Genomic DNA, 17545 nt, shown 5'->3' with positions numbered 1-17545 from the left:
ACCATCCCGGTCAGGGGATGCGTCTTGAGGTGCAACAGAGATCAGGAACGGGGTGGGCGCCAGACGCCGGACGGCGTGCGGTCAGGGATGAAATCCGAAGAGGCGCTGACGCGCAGCGGATGGGCCGAGGGCAACGGCGCCTTGAGCACCGCCAGGGACAGTTGCAGCAGGCTACCGGTCTTGCATTCCTGGCCGGGTTTACAGGCTTTGCCATGATCAGCGCCGTCCTGGCAGCAGTCGGGCGACATGTCGCTCATCATCGGCATGCCCGACATTTTCATCGGGCAGGGCTCGGTGCTCGACGGCACACCCGCCATCCCGGTCAGGGGAAGCGTGAGGCTCAGCAGCAGGACCAGGACTAAACGCAGAAGGCGGCTCATGGGGCGCGAGTCTAGCCAAGCACGGGTTAAGCCGCTATTAACAATTGCGTGAGACGTTGGCCGTTACCCCATCAGGTCCGCTGGCTGAACCTAAGCTGTGATATCGAACACAACATTGACATGGAAGGGTGGCTCCTGATTCTTCTGCACCATGCAGTCGAGGCTGCCGGCTGCGCGACCGCTGGCAGGTAGAGAGGTGAAGTTCAACGACCCTCTGATGGCATACGCAAACCCAAAGGAGTCCATCACCGCGAAAAGAGCTCGGGCTTCACGGTTACTCCCTAACACGTAGGTAAGCGCCGTCTGGTCAACGTCCAGCAAGATGGCAACATAGTTCTGAATTCCTAACTCGTTGTACTGCCTGCCAATGATTTCAAAGTAGTTCTTGCTGATGCCGCCGCCATCGACTTCCCTGAGGCTGACAACTGCCGCGTCAAAGTTCTGGTTTGGCAAAGGCCCTCCTACGACGTCTCCTCGCATATAGCCTGTACCTGTAACCGTTGGCAGCCGTACCGGTACTGGCTGGGTAATAAAGCCCGCCAGGTCGATCTGGCCCTGACTGACACTGATGTGTTGGCTGCCGTTTTCTCCCGGGAAGTTGAACGTCCCCGTCAACGTGTCCTTCTGGTCCAATGAAACAGTGAGACTGCCATTTACAGCCGTGTACGGCGTGACACCACCAAGCTCATGAGCCCAATAGATACCCCGAGCAGTAACGCCAAGCACGAAGGTGTGCGACCCACTGCCCGCAATGATGTTCGGTATACGAAAATTGAAACCGTTGAAATCATTGACCGTGGGTCCCAACCTTTGCGTTGCCGCAATGTGTATATATCCACCTGATCGGTACATCAGCATTTCACCGGGATCGCCAATAAACGGTTGGTTCGGTGGAATGACTTGTGGGTTGACGACAGTTGCCGTCAATGTGCCGGTAGTTTGATTCATGACCGTGCTCTCAGTGAGTTGGGACTTAAACAAACTAGGCACTTTCAGAGCCCGGCGATACTGTCAAACTTGACAGGTATAAGCCTTCGTACCCGTAAGACAAAAAAAGCCGCGCCTGTGGAAACAGACGCGGCCTTGAGAAACCTGAGCGAGGATCAGTGCATGAAGATCGCAATCAGGATGATCACCGGGATAGGCACACCGAGGAACCAGAGCAGTAATGAGCGCATGTTGTTCTCCTTGAATTGATTAACGAACGAAGTGTTCGGTTTCGACATACACCACGGCATCGCGGCGGCGACCGCCGAAGGTGGCGGCGAGGCTGGCGAAGAACGCACCGATCAACAGGGCGACGAAGGTCCACAGCGAGGTATACGCAGCCACTTTTGCGGCGGTTTCCGCAGCTTGCTTGGCTTTGAGCTTGGCGTCTTCCACCGCTTTACGGGCGTCGCCGTAGACTTTGTCGATGCGCGCTTCGGCATCCGCCTGGCTGAGGTTGGTGCGCTGGCTGATCAACTGGGCCAGGTAGGCACGGTCTTCAGGTGCAAGCTGGCCGTCGTTGCTCAGGGTGCGGGTGAAGATGCGGGCCACCACGCCATGGGCGGCGTCATCGCTGACGGCGACCGGGCGATCATCACGGAACAGGCTGTCAACGTAGTAATCGAAATCGCCGCTGTTGGCACCTTTGGCGGCACTGCCGGCGGCTTGGGTGATACCGCTGGCCGCACCGGCTGCAACGCTGGCACCGGCTTTCACGCCACCGCTGACCACACTGCTGACCGAACCGACCACCAATACCGCAGTGACCAGCGTGGCAACGGCCCAGGCCAGGAAGCCATGGGCGGTGTCGCGAAAGTACACCTCATCGCCATGCATATTGGCCCACTTCACGCGCAACCGGCCGGCGATATAACCGCCCAGGCCGGATGCAACGATCTGGGTAAAGGCCAGCCAAACAATCGTGGAAATACCCAAGCCCTTGGCACTGATACCGCTATCGGCCCACGGCGACACTGCCGAAAAGCCCAGGCCGAAGCCCAGCAGCACCAGGATCAGCGACAGCGCAGCCGCGGCGGCGGCCCCGGCAAAAATCGCCCCCCAGGAAACCCCGGAGAGCGCGCTCGACTCTTGCAGCGTGGATGAGGATGTGATCATTGTTGTTTTGCTCCAAGGCAGAAAAATAGTGTTACAGGTCTCAAAAGGGACAGTGCAGGCACCATGCCAGCCTGGACAAAAAATAAAATCCTTAGATTTCAATGAATTAAGTAAATTGAACTAACCTGATCCATGCAACTTGCAAGAAATGGCCGTTTGAAGCGGGCGTTATGCATTCCCCGGCAGGCGATGAAATCTGTGTCAGTTTTGCCAACATGAAGTTTTATTTAGGAAGCATTCAGCCGTTTCTTGGCAAAATGCTCCCACTTCTAGTGTGAATCGCTCACCAGGTAATCCTATGACCCGTATTTTGACCATCGAGGATGACGCCGTAACGGCCCGCGAGATCGTCGCCGAGCTGAGTAGCCATGGACTGGATGTAGATTGGGTAGACAACGGCCGCGAAGGCCTGGTCCGCGCCGTGAGCGGCGATTACGACCTGATCACCCTCGACCGCATGCTGCCGGAACTCGATGGCCTGGCCATCGTGACGACCCTGCGCACCATCGGCGTTTCCACGCCGATCCTGATGATCAGCGCCCTCTCCGACGTTGACGAACGCGTGCGTGGCCTGCGTGCCGGCGGTGATGACTACCTCACCAAGCCGTTCGCCTCGGATGAAATGGCCGCCCGCGTCGAGGTGTTGCTGCGACGCAAAAGTACGGTCAAGGAATTCGAAACCGCCCTGCGTGTGGCCGACCTGGAGCTAAACCTGATCAGCCGCGAAGCCAGCCGCGCCGATCAACCCCTGAGCCTGCTGCCCACCGAATACAAACTGCTGGAGTTCCTGATGCGCAACACCGGGCAGATCCTGTCGCGGATGATGATCTTCGAGGAAGTCTGGGGCTATCACTTCGACCCCGGCACCAACCTGATCGACGTGCACATCGGCCGTCTGCGCAAAAAGATCGACCCACCGGGCCTCACGCCGCTGATCCGCACGGTACGAGGCTCCGGTTATGTCATTGCTGAACCCCTCTAAAGGCTGGCGCTCCTCCAGCAGTCGCCTGCTGGCGCTGTACAGCTCGCTGTTCGTGGCCTGGAGCTGCATCCTCATGGGGGTGCTGTATTACGAGGTGTCCGGTTACCTGGGCGACCTGTCGCGCCACTCCCTGATGCAGCGCCAGCACCTGTTCCAGCGCTTCGACGGCGAGGAACTGGTGGAGGCCCTGACCACCAGCATGACCTTCGACATGAAGGGCGTGGATGCCTACGGCCTGTTCGATGAACAATTCCGCCCCTTGAGCGGGCCGATTCGTGCGATCCCGCCGGACCTGCCGCTGGACGGCAAGATCCACGCCCTGGCCAATTGCGTCGAGTCCGACGACCCCAAACTGCCTAAAGACAGCTGCGACGCCGTAGCCACCCACACCGAAGACGGCCGTTGGCTGGTGCTGGTGCGGGCCAACGGTTCGCTGTTCGGCGTGACCCGGATCATCTGGCATGCCCTGCTCTGGGCATTGTCCCTGACGATTATTCCCGGCGCGGCCGGCTGGCACTTGCTGCGCCGCCGCCCGTTGCGGCGTATCCGTGGGATCCAGGCCAGCGCCGAAGCCATCGTCGCCGGCGACCTCACCCACCGCCTGCCGCTGTCCAACCGGCGTGACGAACTGGACATGCTCGCGGCCATCGTCAACGCCATGCTCGACCGCATCGAGAAGCTGATGAACGAGGTCAAGGGCGTGTGCGACAACATCGCCCACGACCTGCGCACCCCGCTGACGCGCCTGCGTGCGCAGCTGTATCGCATCAAGCAGGAGGCGGAGGCCGAGTCCGACTACGCGGTGAAACTCGACGATGCGATTGCCGAAACCGACACCCTGATGGCGCGCTTTCGCGGGCTGTTACGCATCTCCGAGCTGGAGGACCATCAGCGCCGCTCCGGTTTCCTGGTCATGGACCCGCTGCCGCTACTGCGCGAGTTGCACGACTTCTACCTGCCCCTGGCCGAAGAAGGTGAACTGCAACTGAAGCTCGAAACCCCGGAGTCCCTGCCATGGATCACCGGCGACCGCGCCCTGTTGTTCGAAGCCCTGGCCAACCTGCTGAGCAACTCCATCAAGTTCTCCCCCCCGGGCGGCGCGGTGATTCTGCGCGGGGTCAACGATGCGGGCAGCACGCGCATTGAAGTGCACGACTCCGGGCCAGGCATACCGGCGGCAGAGCGGGATGCGGTGTTCCAGCGTTTCTATCGCGTGGATGAAAGCGACCAGCAAGGTGGGTTTGGATTGGGCTTGTCGATTGTGGCGGCGATCATCAACTTGCATGGCTTCAAGTTGGACGTGGGTACGAGTGAGCAAGGCGGTGCCAGATTGGTTCTGGAGTGCCGCCAGCAACTGATGCCCGAGGCCTGAGAACATGGGCGTCCCAATGTGAGAGGGGGCTTGCCCCCTCCCACATTGGACTGGATCAGGCCGGGAAGTTGGCGCGTAGGGCCTCAAGACCACCGCTGTAGACACCGGCAAACAGCTCCTCAACCGCCGCATCCGTAGTCCCCGCCACTGGTGTAAACACACCGGACCAGGTCACTTTCGCCGAAGCGTCCGTCAGCGCCTCAACCTGCAACGTCGCCAGATACGCACTCACCGGAAACGGCGACTGCTCGATGGTGTAGCTGTAGGTACGTCCGACGTTATCAAAGCTCTGCAAACGCTCGACGATCACTGCGCCGTCCGCCGTTTGCAGGTGACGCACACGGCCACCATCGCTTGGCTCGCTTTTGACAATCAACGGCAACCAGTCCGGCAGGCTGTTGAAGCCGCCGACCAATTGCCAGACCTGATCGGCCGACACCGGGATTTCAATCACAGAAGAGGCTGTTGCCACGATAAATACTCCAGAAAATGAAAAACAATTCAGATCGCCATGCTGTCGACAACACCACCGTCGACGCGCAATGCGGCACCGGTTGTCGCAGAAGAAAGCGGTGAAGCAATGTACGCCACCAGGTTGGCGACTTCATCCACATTTGCCGCGCGCTGGATGATTGATGTCGGCCGCGCATTGCGCACAAACACGTCCGCCTCATCCCGCGCGCTGCGCCCGGATTTTTGTGTGGCGTCCTTGAGCATCTGCTCCAGGCCGTCGGTAAAGGTCGGGCCGGGCAGCACGGCGTTCACCGTCACTCCCGTGCCCGCCAGGCGCTTGGCCAGGCCATGGGACACCGCCAAATTGGCGCTTTTGGTCACACCGTAATTGATCATGTCCGCCGGGGTGGCCACGCCGGATTCCGACGACACGAAGATCACCCGTCCCCAGCCCTGCCCGACCATGCCCGGCACATAATGCCGCGCCAGGCGTACACCGGAGATCACATTGACCTCATAGAAGCGCGTCCATTCGCTGTCCGGGGCATCGAAAAAATCCACATCGTTGAAGATGCCCAGATTGTTGACCAGGATGTCGGCACGCGGTTCGGCGGCGAAGAGTTTCTCTGCGCCCTCTGCGGTGCCAAGGTCAGCCACCAGCCCACGCAGGTCTGCGCCTGGGACAGCCTGACGGATACTCGCCAGTGCATCGTCGACCTTGCCGGCTTCACGCCCGATCACCACCACGGTGGCGCCGGAGGCTGCAAGCGCCAGGCTGATGCCCAGGCCTATGCCGGCGGTGCTGCCGCTGACAATCGCTACTTTGCCGCTTACATCGATTTTCATGCTGAGAACTCCTGAAGTTAAAGCGGCAGGGGCGCACGGTCCGAAATCAGTCGGGCCTCACGCAGGGCCTGCCAGAAGGCTGCCGGGATCTGTTCAGACAACGCCGCAACGTCTTCGGCAATCCGCCCCGGACGACTGGCACCGGGAATCACCAAAGGTGCAAAGGATCGCTGTGGCCGTTGAGCAAATTCTAGACTGCGGAGATCTTCAGGAAGGTGCTGACCAAGCCCACAGTCTGATCACCCCATCAGTTCCTTCAACCGAAACCACATCATCCCCAACGCCAACAGCGGTGACCGCAATGCCTTCCCGCCCGGAAAGGTCATATGCGGCACCTGGCTGAAAATATCCAGGCCGACACTGTGACCGGCGTGAATCCCCTCAGCCAGCAACCTCGCGCACCAGTGCGTCACGTTCAGCCCATGCCCGGAGTACCCCTGGGCGTAAAACACATTGGGGTACTGCTTGAGCCGCCCCACCTGCGGAAAGCGGTTGGCGGTAATACCGATCTTGCCGCCCCACTGAAACTCAATGGTGGTCTGGGCCAGTTGCGGGAACACCTTGAGCATTTTCGGCTGCATATAAGCGGCGATGTCCACCGGATCGCGGCCGGAGTAATGACAGGCGCCGCCGAATAACAGGCGGCGGTCAGCGGACAATCGGTAGTAATCCAGGCCGACTTTCTGGTCGCACAGCGCCAGGTTCTGCGGGATCAACTGGTTGGCCACATCTTCCGACAACGGCTCGGTGGCGATGATGTAGCTGCCCGCCGGGAGCACCTTGCCGCTCAGGCGCGGTTCCAGTTCCTCCAGATGGGCATTGCAGGCCAGCACCAGGTGGTCGGCGCGTACCGTGCCGCCTGAGCAGCGCACTTGCACCGTGTCGCCGTGGATCAGTTCAAGCACCTCGGTGTGCTCGAAGATCCGCACTCCAAGAGACTCGGCCAACTGCGCTTCACCCAGTACCAGGTTCAGCGGGTGCAAGTGCCCGGAACCCATGTCCACCAGTCCCCCGGCATACACCGTCGATCCGACCACGTGCTGCATATCTTGCGCGCCGACCAGGCGGGTTTCATGGGCATACCCCAGCTCCGCCAGGTGCGCCTGCTCGCCCTTGAACGCGGCGAATTGCGCGGGCGTGTTCGCCAATTCACAAAAGCCCCAGCGCAGGTCGCAGTCAATCCCATGCTCGCGAATGCGCTCGCCCACCAAGGCCACCGACTCGATACCGGCGCGCTCCAGGTAACGCACGCCCTCCTCGCCCACGTATTTGGCAAATCCCGACACGTCATGGCCGATACCGCGAATCAACTGCCCGCCGTTGCGCCCGCTGGCGCCCCAGCCGATGCGCCGGGCTTCCAGCAGGATCACCGAGAGCCCGCGCTGGGCCAGTTCGATGGCGGTATTCACGCCAGTGAACCCGCCGCCGATCACGCACACATCGGCGCTCAAGTCGGCGCCCAATGCGGGGCGCTCCGTCAGGGCGTTGGCCGTGGCCCGGTAGTAGGACCGGGCGTGGTCAGTCGACTGCATCATTTGTTGGTCTTCACTTTGCTCCAGGCGCGGGTCATCAGGCGCATGGTCGCCGGGGTCGGCGTGGTGGAAATATAGAGTTTGTCGAGCACCGCCTGCGGCGGGTATACCTCGGGGTTGTTCACCAACTCAGGGTCCATGAACGCCTTGGCCGCCGGGTTGGCGTTGGCATAGCCCACCGAGGCGCTGACCTTGGCGATCACCTCAGGATCGAGCAGGTAATTGATAAACGCATGAGCTTCCTTGGGGTTGCTCGCATCGGCGGGAATCGCCAGCAGGTCGAACCACAGGTTGGAACCTTCCTTGGGAATCGAATAGGCGATGTTCACGCCGTTCTTGGCCTCCCTGGCGCGGTTGGCGGCCTGGAACACGTCGCCGGAATACCCGAACGCCACGCAGATATCACCGTTGGCCAGGTCCGAGATGTACTTGGAGGAATGGAAGTAGGTGATGTACGGCCGCAACGTCAGCAGCTTGGCCTCGGCCTGCTTGTAGTCCTGCGGGTTCTCGCTGCGCGGGTCCTTGCCCATGTAGTTGAGGATCGCCGGGAACAGCTCATCTGCCGAATCGAGGAAGGCCACGCCGCACTGGTTGAGCTTCTTGATGTTCTCCGGTTCGAACAGCACCGCCCATGAATCGATGTGGTCGATGCCCAGCACCTGCTTGACCTTGTCGACGTTGTAGCCGATGCCATTGGTGCCCCACAGGTACGGCACCGAATGCGCGTTACCCGGATCGTTTTTCTCCAGCAGCGCGAGCAGCTTGGGGTCGAGGTTCTTGAAGTTGGGCAACTGCGCGCGGTCGAGCTTGAGGAACGCACCGGCCTTCACTTGCCGCGCCAGGAAGTGGTTGGACGGCACCACCACGTCATAGCCGGTGCGGCCGGCGAGCAACTTGCCTTCCAGGGTCTCGTTGGAGTCGAACACGTCGTAGATCGGCTTGATCCCAGTCTTGGCCTGGAAGTCGGCCAGGGTGGTCTCGCCGATATAGTCGGTCCAGTTGTAGATACTGACTGTCGACGCCGCCTGGCCGGTAGCGCTGAACGCGGCCACCAGGGCCAGTGGGAGAAGCTGTTTTACAAGACGCATATCGACACCCCTTTATTGGTTTTTTAGACGCTCAACAGCAGGAACTCACGCTCCCAGGAACTGATCACCCGCTTGAAATTCTCGTGCTCGGCGCGCTTGACCGCGACGTAGCCGCGCACGAACTTGTCGCCCAGGTACTGCTTGACCGTGTCGCAGTCCTCCATGCGTGCCAGCGCATCTTCGAGGGTGAACGGCAGGCGCAGGTTACGACGCTCGTAGGCACGGCCTTCCACTGGTGCGCTGGGTTCGATCTGCTCGACCATGCCCAGGTAGCCACACAGCAGACTAGCCGCAATCGCCAGGTACGGATTGGCATCGGCGCCGGGCAGGCGGTTTTCCACGCGCATGGCGTCGGGGCTGGAGGTGGGCACGCGCAGGCCGACGGTGCGGTTTTCTTCGCCCCACTCGACGTTGACCGGCGCTGAGGTGTCCGGCAGGAAGCGGCGGAACGAGTTCACATTGGGCGCGAACATCGGCAGCAGCTTGGGGATGTACTTCTGCAGGCCGCCGATATGGTGCAGGAACAACTGGCTCTTGTTGCCGTCGGCATCGACGAACACCGGTTTGCCGGTGGCGATCTCCACCACGCTCTGGTGCAGGTGCATGGCGCTGCCTGGCTCGTCGGCCACCGGCTTGGCCATGAAGGTCGCGGCCACGTTGTGCTTGAGCGCGGCCTCGCGCAGGGTGCGTTTGAACACGGTGATCTGGTCGGCCAGGTCGAGGGCATCGCCATGGCGGAAGTTGATTTCCATCTGCGCCGGGCCGTCCTCGTGGATCAGCGTGTCAAGGTCCAGGCCCTGGGCTTCGCACCAGTCGTAGACGTCTTCGAACAGCGGGTCGAACTCGTTGGCGGCGTCGATGGAGAACGACTGCCGCCCGGTCTCGGCGCGGCCGGAGCGGCCCACCGGGGTTTTCAGCGGCAGGTCCGGGTCTTCGCAACGCTGGGTCAGGTAGAACTCCATTTCCGGCGCGACAATCGGCTGCCAGCCCTTGTCGGTGTAGAGCTGCAGGACTTTTTTCAGCACATTGCGCGGTGACAGCTCGATGGGGTTGCCCTGTTTGTCGAAGGTGTCGTGGATCACGATTGCGGTGGGCTCGATGGCCCACGGCACCACATAAGTGGCGTGGGACACCGGGCGACAGACCATGTCGATATCGGCCGGGTCGAGCAGGTCGTAGTAGATCTCGTCGTCGACAAAGTCCCCGGTTACCGTTTGCAGCAACACACTTTCCGGCAGGCGCATGCCTCGCTCATGCAAGAACTTGTTGGTGGGCGCAATCTTGCCGCGGGCGATGCCAGTCAAATCACTGATCACGCATTCGACTTCGGTAATCTTGTGTTCTTTCAGCCAGGCGGACAGCTGATCGAAGGGGGCGTTCATAAGGACCTCGGCATGGGTTGGGTGCATGCGCCGGCTTGTACTCCTGGCGCATTGAGGTCTATCTTGAGGCCGCCGCCCGCCGGCATCTATCCACTTTGCACGCACCACAACGCACCAATAGAGTGCGCCCAGGCTCCCCATGACACAGGCAACCGCTTTGCGCGTACAGGCCTTCACCACCGGTGATGTGGCCGCTCAATGCAGTGCGACACCCGGCTGGGTGCAGCAGTACCAGCAGATGTCCCCGGGGCATTTCGCCGGGCGCATCCGCTACCTCGACCTGCAAGGCGTGGAGGTGTACGAAGAGTGCATGAACACCCGTGTCGAGCAGCACTTCAACGCGCCCGCCGGTTCCTTGGCGTTCTGTTTCGACGGCAGCGACAACGCGCTGTACCTGCTCAATGGCGAAAGCCGCAACACCTGGATCACCCCGGAAAACTACCGTGAAGTGGCGGTGGTGTTCGGCCCGCAGTTCGTGCAGCGGCATGGGTTGGAGGTGGCGAAGCTGGAAGGTTTGTTCATGGCACCGCTGACCGGCCAGCAGAACGCGTTGTTCGCCCGCTGGCTGAGTGGCACGCTGACACGCTTGTCCACGATCAGCGACCCCGCCGCGCTTATCCAGCAATTGCTCGACGATTGCCTGTTCATCCTCGACAACGCCTGCGTGTGCCTGGACCGCAGTTCCTTGCAGCGCCGCAGCGAGGAACGCCGGCTGATGGCGCGCATCGGCGAATGGGCAGCGGACGCGCCGGACGAGACCGTCAACCTGCTGGAACTGGCGCAGATTGCCGGCGTGCCATTGCGCCAGTTGCAGCAAGGGTTCAAGACCTACACCGGGATGAGCCCGGCGCAGTGGCTGCGCTTGCGCAGATTGAATGGGGCACGGCGGGAGCTGCTGAGTTCAGCCGGGACCACCGTGGCCGAGGTGGCGATGAACTGGTCGTTCTGGCATCTGGGGCGGTTTTCCAATAGCTATCGGGCGTTGTTCAAGGAGTTGCCGAGCGAGACCCTGAAGCGTTCCGTTTGAAATCCAATCCAAATGGTGGGAGGGGGCTTGCCCCCTCCCACATTGGGCTGCATTTCAAGGTTGGGATTTGAGGAAGGCGGCCATCAGTTGGTTGACCCGTTCCGCCGCCTCCAACTGCACCATATGCCCCTGCCCCGGCAGAATCTGCACTTGGGCGTCCAACCCCTCGGCGTGACTGACGGGGATGATTGCGTCGTCGCTACCCCAGATCACCAGACTCGGTTGCTGCCCCACCACCTTGCGCAGATCCAGACGTTGGCGCCCTCCCTCGAACAACTGGGCATTGAGTTGCCTCAAAGCCTGCGCCACCCCTTCCAACCGCTTGAACTTGAGCATGTCCTCCAGCATCTGCCGCGTCACCAGCGCCGGGTCGCTGAACAGTTGGGTCAATTGCGGCTTGAGCGCATTGCGGTTGTTGGCTTCGGTGAACCCTTGCAAGTAATCACCGTTGATATCCGGGCCGAGACCGGCGCTGGCGATCAGGGTTAATGAGGCAACACGCGCGGGCGCCTGGTCGGCCACGGTCAGTGCGACCAGCCCGCCCATGGAATGCCCGGCCAGGTGCACGCGGTCGAACTTGAGGTGATCAAGCAAAGCCAGCACCGCCTGGCTCAGTTCCTCGACATCGCCGCTGCGCAGTTGCTTGCCCGACTCGCCATGCCCCGGCAGGTCCAGGGCGATCACCCGGCGCTCGACGGCCAATGCCGGTTGGTTGAACAGCCAGTTGTTCAGGTCGCCACCGAATCCGTGAATCAGCACCAACGGCGTCCCCGCCTCGCCCAGCTCGAGATAGCGCAACAGGCGCCCGTCTATCTCGACCTTCTGCGCACTCGGTCCCGACGCTTCGGTTTCGGCACTGCTGGAAACAAAACCGGCATTGAAGCGTTCGATCACCGCATCGATCTCTGCTTCGCTGGCCTCGCCTTCCACCACGATGCCCAGCAACGCGCCCACCGGCCGGGTCTCGTCACTCAGTGCAAGCACGCGGCGCAGCACGCCACTGAACGGTGCCTCCACACTGCTGGAGAGTTTGTCAGTCTCCACGTCCAGCACTTCCTCGCCCTTCTCCACCCGGTCGCCGGGTTGCTTGAGCCAGATATCGATGCGCCCCTCGGTCATCGACAGCCCCCACTTGGGCATGGTCAAGGTATGGATCATGCGGCGCTCCTCTTGTTGGCGATTCGCAGCACCGCGGCTTCGATCTTTGCGGCGTTGGGGATATACAGGTCTTCCAGCGCATCGGAGAACGGCACCGGCGTGTGCGGCGCGGTGACCATTTCGATTGGCGCGCGCAGGAAAGAAAAGCCCTGCTGGGCGACCAGCGCACTGATATCGGTGGCAATGGAGCAGCGTGGGTTTGACTCGTCGATCACCACCAGGCGCCCGGTCTTTTCCACGCTTTCAAGGATGCTGTCGACGTCCAACGGACTGGTGGTGCGCAGGTCCAGCACTTCGCAATCGATGCCTTGGCGCGCCAGGCTGGTGGCGGCTTCCAGGGCGATGTGCAGCATGCGTCCGTACGTCACCAGGGTCACGTCCTTGCCCTCGCGGACAAAATTGGCTTCACCAAAGGGCACGGTGTACAGCTCTTCGGGCACCTCGCCTTGCAGGCTGTAGAGCATCTTGTGTTCGAGGAAGATCACCGGGTCGTTGTCGCGGATCGCCTGGATCAACATGCCCTTGGCGTCATAGGGCGTGGCCGGGCACACCACTTTGAGGCCGGGTATGTGGGTCCACATCGACGTGAGCATCTGCGAATGCTGGGCGGCCGCCCGCAGCCCGGCGCCGTACATGGCGCGTACCACCAGCGGTGTGGTGGTCTTGCCGCCGAACATGTAGCGGAACTTGGCGGCCTGGTTGAGCAACTGGTCGAGGCAGCAGCCGATGAAGTCGACGAACATCAATTCGCACACCGGGCGCATGCCACGGGTGGCGGCGCCGACGGCCATGCCCACGTAGCCGACTTCGGACAGCGGCGCATCGAGCACGCGGTCGGGAAACTCCGGATACAGGCCCTTGGTCACGCCGAGCACCCCGCCCCAGGCGTCCTGTTCGCCAGGGGAACCCGTGCCGCCGGACACGTCCTGGCCGATGATGAACACACTCTGGTCGCGGCGCATTTCCTGGGCCAGGGCTTCGTTGATTGCCTGCTGGTAGCTGATTTTGCGAGCCATAAAGTTCTCTCCACGAATGTTGTTGTTATGAGTGGTAGGCGACGTAGACATCGCTGAGCAGGTCGGCGGCCTGGGGCTTGGGGTCGGACTTGGCGCGGCGCACGGCGTCGTCAATAAGCTGTGCGACCTCGCCATCGATGCGCTCGAATTGCGCCGCGTCCAGCCAGCCTTCGGCGCTGCAACGCTGGCGGAACAGCGCCAGGCAGTCGGCGTTTTCCCGCAGGTTTTTCACTTCATCGGGGCCACGATAGGTTTGTGCATCGCCTTCGAAATGGCCGTAGAAGCGGCTCAATTTCACTTCGACCAAGGTTGGCCCGTAGCCCTTGCGCGCACGCTCCACGGCAACACCAAGCGCCGCGTACACGGCGAAGAAATCATTGCCATCGACGATCATCCCCGGCATGCCAAACCCCACGGCACGCTCGGCGATGTCCTTGCACGCCACCGACCAACCAGACCCGGTGGCCTCGGCATAGCCGTTGTTTTCCGCGACGAACAGGCACGGCAGTTTCATGATCGAGGCCAGGTTCATCGCCTCGAACACCGCGCCCTCGTTGGAGCCGCCATCGCCAAAGAACGCCACGGCCACGCCCTGGCTACCCTTGAGTCTGGCCGCCAGCGCCGCACCGGCGGCCAACGGCGCACCCGCGCCGACAATACCGTTGGCGCCGAGCATGCCCTTCTCCTGGTCGGCAATGTGCATGGAGCCGCCTTTACCGCCACACACACCGGTTTTCTTGCCGTAGATCTCGGCCATCATGCCGAACACATCCACGCCCTTGGCGATGCAATGGCCGTGGCCACGGTGGTTGGAGGCGATGCAGTCTTCATCGTTGAGGTGGGCCATGACTCCGGCGGCACTGGCTTCCTGACCGGCGTAGAGGTGCACGAAACCGGGGATCTCGCCGGTGGCGAATTCCACGTGCAGGCGTTCTTCGAAATCACGGATGGTGCGCATCACGGTATAGGCATGCAGCAGTTGATCGGTGGACAGGTGAGTGGACATCTTGTTGTTCTCCAGGTTGTCTCGGCACACAAAAGGCTGATCGTGGTCAGCTACAAGGCCTTCAGCACAGCCTGTGCCAAGGCCGTAAAAAACCTGGCATAACCTTGATCCAGAGCGGTTGTCGCAAGCAGGCCGGCGTCGCAGAATGAGACGCGGCATTGCAACTCGAAGGCGGCGTCTCAGCCGGTTTGAGACGCTGCGTCTCATGCCGGGCGGTTGGTCAGGCCGCGCTTGTCCCACCCGACGCATGCGCGCTTAATGGCGGGCATAACAACAAAGATCGAGAACCGGAGGCCTTATGCTCGCCGCGAACTCCAGGGAGCACGTCGACTGCGTCAGTCGCGTGGTCCGCAATGCTGATCGTCTGCCCCAGGCGCCGGTGCCGTCGCTGATCTTCGATTCATGGCGGCGCTCCATGGAGCAACACCACCTGGACCCCGGCTCCCTGCAGGGGCCACGCATCCTCAGCGAACCCTTGCTCAAGGAATGCCGCGAACGCGCCGAACTGTTCATGCGCATTGCCGGCGAAGCCGTCGGGCAACTGCATCACCGTGTGCGCCAGGCCGACTACTGCGTGATGCTCACCGATGCCCAGGGCCAGACCATCGACCACCGCGTGGACACCTCGATCCGCAGCGACTGCCGCAAGGCCGGCCTGTACCTCGGCACCTGCTGGTCGGAAGCCGAAGAAGGCACCTGCGGCGTGGCCACCGTGCTCACCAGTCAATCGGCGGTGACGGTGCACAAGCGCGACCACTTCCGTGCAGCCTTCATCGGCCTGACCTGCTCCGCCGCGCCGATCTTCGACCCCCAGGGCAACCTGCTGGGAGTGATGGATGCCTCGGCGCTCAAATCGCCAGATGACCGCCGCAGCCAGCACCTGATACGCCAGTTGGTGGCGCAGAGTGCCGAGGCCATCGAGAACGCCTTCTTCATGCACAGCGCCCGCCAGCACTGGGTGTTGCAAGCGCACAGCACGCCGGGTTATGTGGACAGCCAGCCCGACCTGCTGCTGGCCTGGGACCAGGACGGCCGTCTGCGGGCCTTGAACAGCAAGGCGCGCCAGGCCTTGCGCCGGCGCTTTGGCCAGGTGCCGGCACATATCGGTGAGGTGTTCGACCTGAACGCCTTGCGCGCCGTCACCGACCAGTCCACCCAGCAACTGCAGTGGCTGGGAGAACCGGGTGCGCTGCACGTGCGGGTCAACGCGCCGCGACGCAAACCGGCGCGGGCGCCCATGGTGCCCTTGGTGGATGCCCGTGTGGAGGAACACCTGCGCCTGGCCGTGCGGGTCAAGGACCGCAACCTGCCGGTACTGGTGCAAGGCGAAACCGGCGCCGGCAAGGAAGTCTTCGCCCGCCAGTTGCACGAACGCAGCGCCCGACGCAGTGGGCCGTTCGTGGCGGTGAACTGCGCGGCGATTCCGGAAAACCTGATTGAGAGCGAGCTGTTCGGCTATGTGGCTGGCGCCTTCACCGGCGCCGCCAGCAAAGGCATGCCGGGGTTGCTGGTGCAGGCCGATGGCGGCACCGTGTTCCTCGATGAAATCGGCGACATGCCCCTGGCCTTGCAGACGCGCCTGCTGCGGGTGATGGCCGAAGGTGAAGTGGCGCCGCTGGGCGCGGCGAAAACCCGCACCGTCGATATCCAGGTGATCTGCGCCAGCCACCGCGATTTGTCGGTGTTGGTCAGTGAGGGCAGCTTTCGCGAGGACCTGTACTTTCGCCTCGGCTGCGCGCGCTTCTGCCTGCCGCCGTTGCGCGAACGCACTGACAAACTGGCGCTGATCAACCGCTTGCTGGAACAGGAAGCGCGCAACAGCGGCATCACGGTGGGAATCGGCCAGGCTGCGCTGGAGTTGCTGTTGGGGTACGCGTGGCCGGGCAATGTGCGGCAACTGCGGCATGTGCTGGCGTATGCCTGTGCGGTGTGTGAGGGCGGTACGGTGCAGGTGGCGGATTTGCCGGTGGAGGTGCGTGGGGAACAGGTTGAAGCATTGACGGAAGATCGTGCGAGCCCGGAGCGCCAGGTGGTGCTGGATGCGCTGATTCGGCATCGCTGGAAGCCGATACCGACCGCGCAGGCGCTGGGGATCTCAAGGGCGACCCTGTACCGCCGCGTCAACCAACTGGGCATCGACATGCCGAACAAAACCCGCTGATACAACGGGGTCAACACTGTGGGAGGGGGCTTGCCCCCGATGGCGGTGGACCAGCTAATACTTCCAGTGGCTGACACACTGCTATCGGGGGCAAGCCCCCTCCCACATTGGACTGGGTACATCTGAGATGTCAGCGGTAGACAAGGCCCCCGTCGATCAGCGGCGATTGCCCGGTCATGTAGTCCGCATCCGGCCCGGCCAGGTACGCGACCAGCCCCGCCACATCCTCCGGCGTCTGCGCCCGGCCCAAGGCGATGCCATCCACGTATTTCTTGTAGGTCGCACCGACTTCGGCACCGGTGATCTCGGCCATGCGCTTGTCGATCTCGACCCACATATCGGTGCCCACCACACCCGGACAGTAGGCATTGACGGTAATCCCGGCGCTCGCCAGTTCCTTGGCCGCCGCCTGCGTCAAGGCACGCACGGCAAACTTGGTGGCCGAGTACACTCCCAGAAGCGCAAAACCTTCATGGCCGGCGATGGAGCAGGCGTTGATGATCTTGCCCTTCTGCTTGAGCGCCTTGAATTTCTTGCCGGCGGCCTGGATGCCCCACAACACGCCCTGCACGTTGATGCCCAGGGTGCGCTCGACCTGTTCCGGGCTGACGTCCAACAGCGAATCGATCTGCGCCACCCCGGCGTTGTTGACGATGATGTCGAAACTACCCAGGGTCTGGTGCGCATGCTCCACCGCCGCCGCCACCTGTTCGCGCTTGGACACGTCAGCGACGAACACCGAGGCCTTGCGGCCCAGCGCGACGACTTCGGCGGCCACGGCTTCAAGCTTGGCGCCATTGATGTCCACCAGCGCGATATCGGCACCGTCCTGTGCCAGGCGCAGGGCAATGGCCCGGCCAATGCCCTGCCCGGCGCCGGTCACCAGCGCGACTTTTCCAGCAATACTCATGGCGTTCTCCTGCAATTGATGAGGGAAGCCTTGTCTATCGCAGGTGCCCGGCGGGCTGTCGAGGCGCGGATGGATTGGCGTGTGGTGTGAGACGGGATGTCTCAAGCCGCGAATCATTCTCGCGAACTT

The 17545-nt window shown here is 62.1% G+C and carries 16 protein-coding genes and 1 pseudogene; 4 read left to right on the top strand and 13 right to left on the bottom strand.

The window, feature by feature from the left end:
• Positions 1-41 precede the first annotated feature (41 nt).
• The 3 genes from NL123_RS13310 to NL123_RS13300 form a co-directional block, all read right to left on the bottom strand.
• The gene (locus NL123_RS13310; RefSeq protein ID WP_494357974.1) at positions 42-380 is read right to left on the bottom strand and encodes a hypothetical protein; all 339 of its coding nucleotides are present in this window, start codon (positions 378-380) and stop codon (positions 42-44) included.
• 90 nt (positions 381-470) lie between these two features.
• Entirely contained in the window at positions 471-1328 is an 858-nt protein-coding gene (locus NL123_RS13305) for a hypothetical protein (RefSeq protein ID WP_494357973.1), read from the bottom strand.
• Between the two features lie 249 nt (positions 1329-1577).
• Positions 1578-2483, bottom strand: a complete 906-nt coding sequence (locus NL123_RS13300) for a hypothetical protein (protein ID WP_058425745.1) — start codon at positions 2481-2483, stop codon at positions 1578-1580.
• Positions 2484-2781: 298 nt separating this feature from the next.
• Here NL123_RS13300 and NL123_RS13295 point away from each other — a divergent pair, with 298 nt between their 5' ends.
• Entirely contained in the window at positions 2782-3465 is a 684-nt protein-coding gene (locus NL123_RS13295; RefSeq protein ID WP_010564812.1) for a response regulator transcription factor, read from the top strand.
• A complete protein-coding gene (locus NL123_RS13290; protein WP_248487996.1) occupies positions 3443-4837 on the top strand; it encodes a sensor histidine kinase in 1395 nt (464 codons plus the stop codon). Before NL123_RS13295 ends, NL123_RS13290 begins: the two co-directional genes overlap by 23 nt.
• Positions 4838-4892: 55 nt before the next feature.
• Here the strand turns inward: NL123_RS13290 and NL123_RS13285 are convergent, their stop codons facing one another.
• From NL123_RS13285 to NL123_RS13260, 6 genes and pseudogenes are all read right to left on the bottom strand, one after another.
• Complete coding sequence (locus tag NL123_RS13285; protein WP_248487995.1) at positions 4893-5309, bottom strand: SRPBCC family protein; 417 nt, start codon at positions 5307-5309, stop codon at positions 4893-4895.
• Positions 5310-5338: 29 nt separating this feature from the next.
• Positions 5339-6136, bottom strand: a complete 798-nt coding sequence (locus NL123_RS13280) for an SDR family NAD(P)-dependent oxidoreductase (protein WP_494357972.1) — start codon at positions 6134-6136, stop codon at positions 5339-5341.
• Positions 6137-6153: 17 nt separating this feature from the next.
• Positions 6154-6288: pseudogene (locus tag NL123_RS13275) on the bottom strand (aldo/keto reductase); the annotation flags it as partial.
• An 87-nt stretch (positions 6289-6375) separates the two neighbouring features.
• A complete protein-coding gene (locus tag NL123_RS13270) occupies positions 6376-7671 on the bottom strand; it encodes an NAD(P)/FAD-dependent oxidoreductase (RefSeq protein WP_494357971.1) in 1296 nt (431 codons plus the stop codon).
• Positions 7668-8756: a polyamine ABC transporter substrate-binding protein gene (locus tag NL123_RS13265; RefSeq protein ID WP_494357970.1), complete on the bottom strand. Its 1089-nt coding sequence runs from the start codon at positions 8754-8756 to the stop codon at positions 7668-7670. Before NL123_RS13265 ends, NL123_RS13270 begins: the two co-directional genes overlap by 4 nt.
• A 23-nt stretch (positions 8757-8779) precedes the next feature.
• Positions 8780-10138, bottom strand: a complete 1359-nt coding sequence (locus tag NL123_RS13260; RefSeq protein ID WP_248487989.1) for a glutamine synthetase family protein — start codon at positions 10136-10138, stop codon at positions 8780-8782.
• A gap of 139 nt (positions 10139-10277) precedes the next feature.
• On the opposite strand from NL123_RS13260, the gene NL123_RS13255 reads away from it, so the two are divergent.
• Positions 10278-11165: a helix-turn-helix domain-containing protein gene (locus NL123_RS13255; RefSeq protein WP_248487988.1), complete on the top strand. Its 888-nt coding sequence runs from the start codon at positions 10278-10280 to the stop codon at positions 11163-11165.
• Positions 11166-11219: 54 nt separating this feature from the next.
• Here the strand turns inward: NL123_RS13255 and NL123_RS13250 are convergent, their stop codons facing one another.
• Genes NL123_RS13250 through NL123_RS13240 form a run of 3 tightly spaced genes read right to left on the bottom strand, consistent with a single transcriptional unit; the run spans position 11220 to position 14345 of the window.
• Entirely contained in the window at positions 11220-12323 is a 1104-nt protein-coding gene (locus tag NL123_RS13250; RefSeq protein ID WP_494357969.1) for an acetoin dehydrogenase dihydrolipoyllysine-residue acetyltransferase subunit, read from the bottom strand.
• Entirely contained in the window at positions 12320-13339 is a 1020-nt protein-coding gene (locus tag NL123_RS13245; protein ID WP_248487986.1) for an alpha-ketoacid dehydrogenase subunit beta, read from the bottom strand. Before NL123_RS13245 ends, NL123_RS13250 begins: the two co-directional genes overlap by 4 nt.
• A gap of 25 nt (positions 13340-13364) precedes the next feature.
• Complete coding sequence (locus NL123_RS13240) at positions 13365-14345, bottom strand: thiamine pyrophosphate-dependent dehydrogenase E1 component subunit alpha (RefSeq protein WP_494357968.1); 981 nt, start codon at positions 14343-14345, stop codon at positions 13365-13367.
• Positions 14346-14643: 298 nt separating this feature from the next.
• Between NL123_RS13240 and NL123_RS13235 the strand changes: the two genes are divergently transcribed.
• Positions 14644-16506, top strand: coding sequence for a sigma-54-dependent Fis family transcriptional regulator (locus NL123_RS13235; protein ID WP_248487984.1), 1863 nt, complete (start codon positions 14644-14646; stop codon positions 16504-16506).
• 130 nt (positions 16507-16636) lie between these two features.
• Here NL123_RS13235 and NL123_RS13230 read toward each other — a convergent pair whose 3' ends face one another.
• Complete coding sequence (locus NL123_RS13230; RefSeq protein ID WP_248487983.1) at positions 16637-17416, bottom strand: acetoin reductase; 780 nt, start codon at positions 17414-17416, stop codon at positions 16637-16639.
• Between the last annotated feature and the right edge of the window lie 129 nt (positions 17417-17545).

This window comes from Pseudomonas sp. FBCC-B1565 (assembly GCF_059133265.1).
The sequence above is the reverse complement of the archived record's forward strand: the minus strand, read 5'-3'. Positions and strand labels throughout refer to the sequence as shown.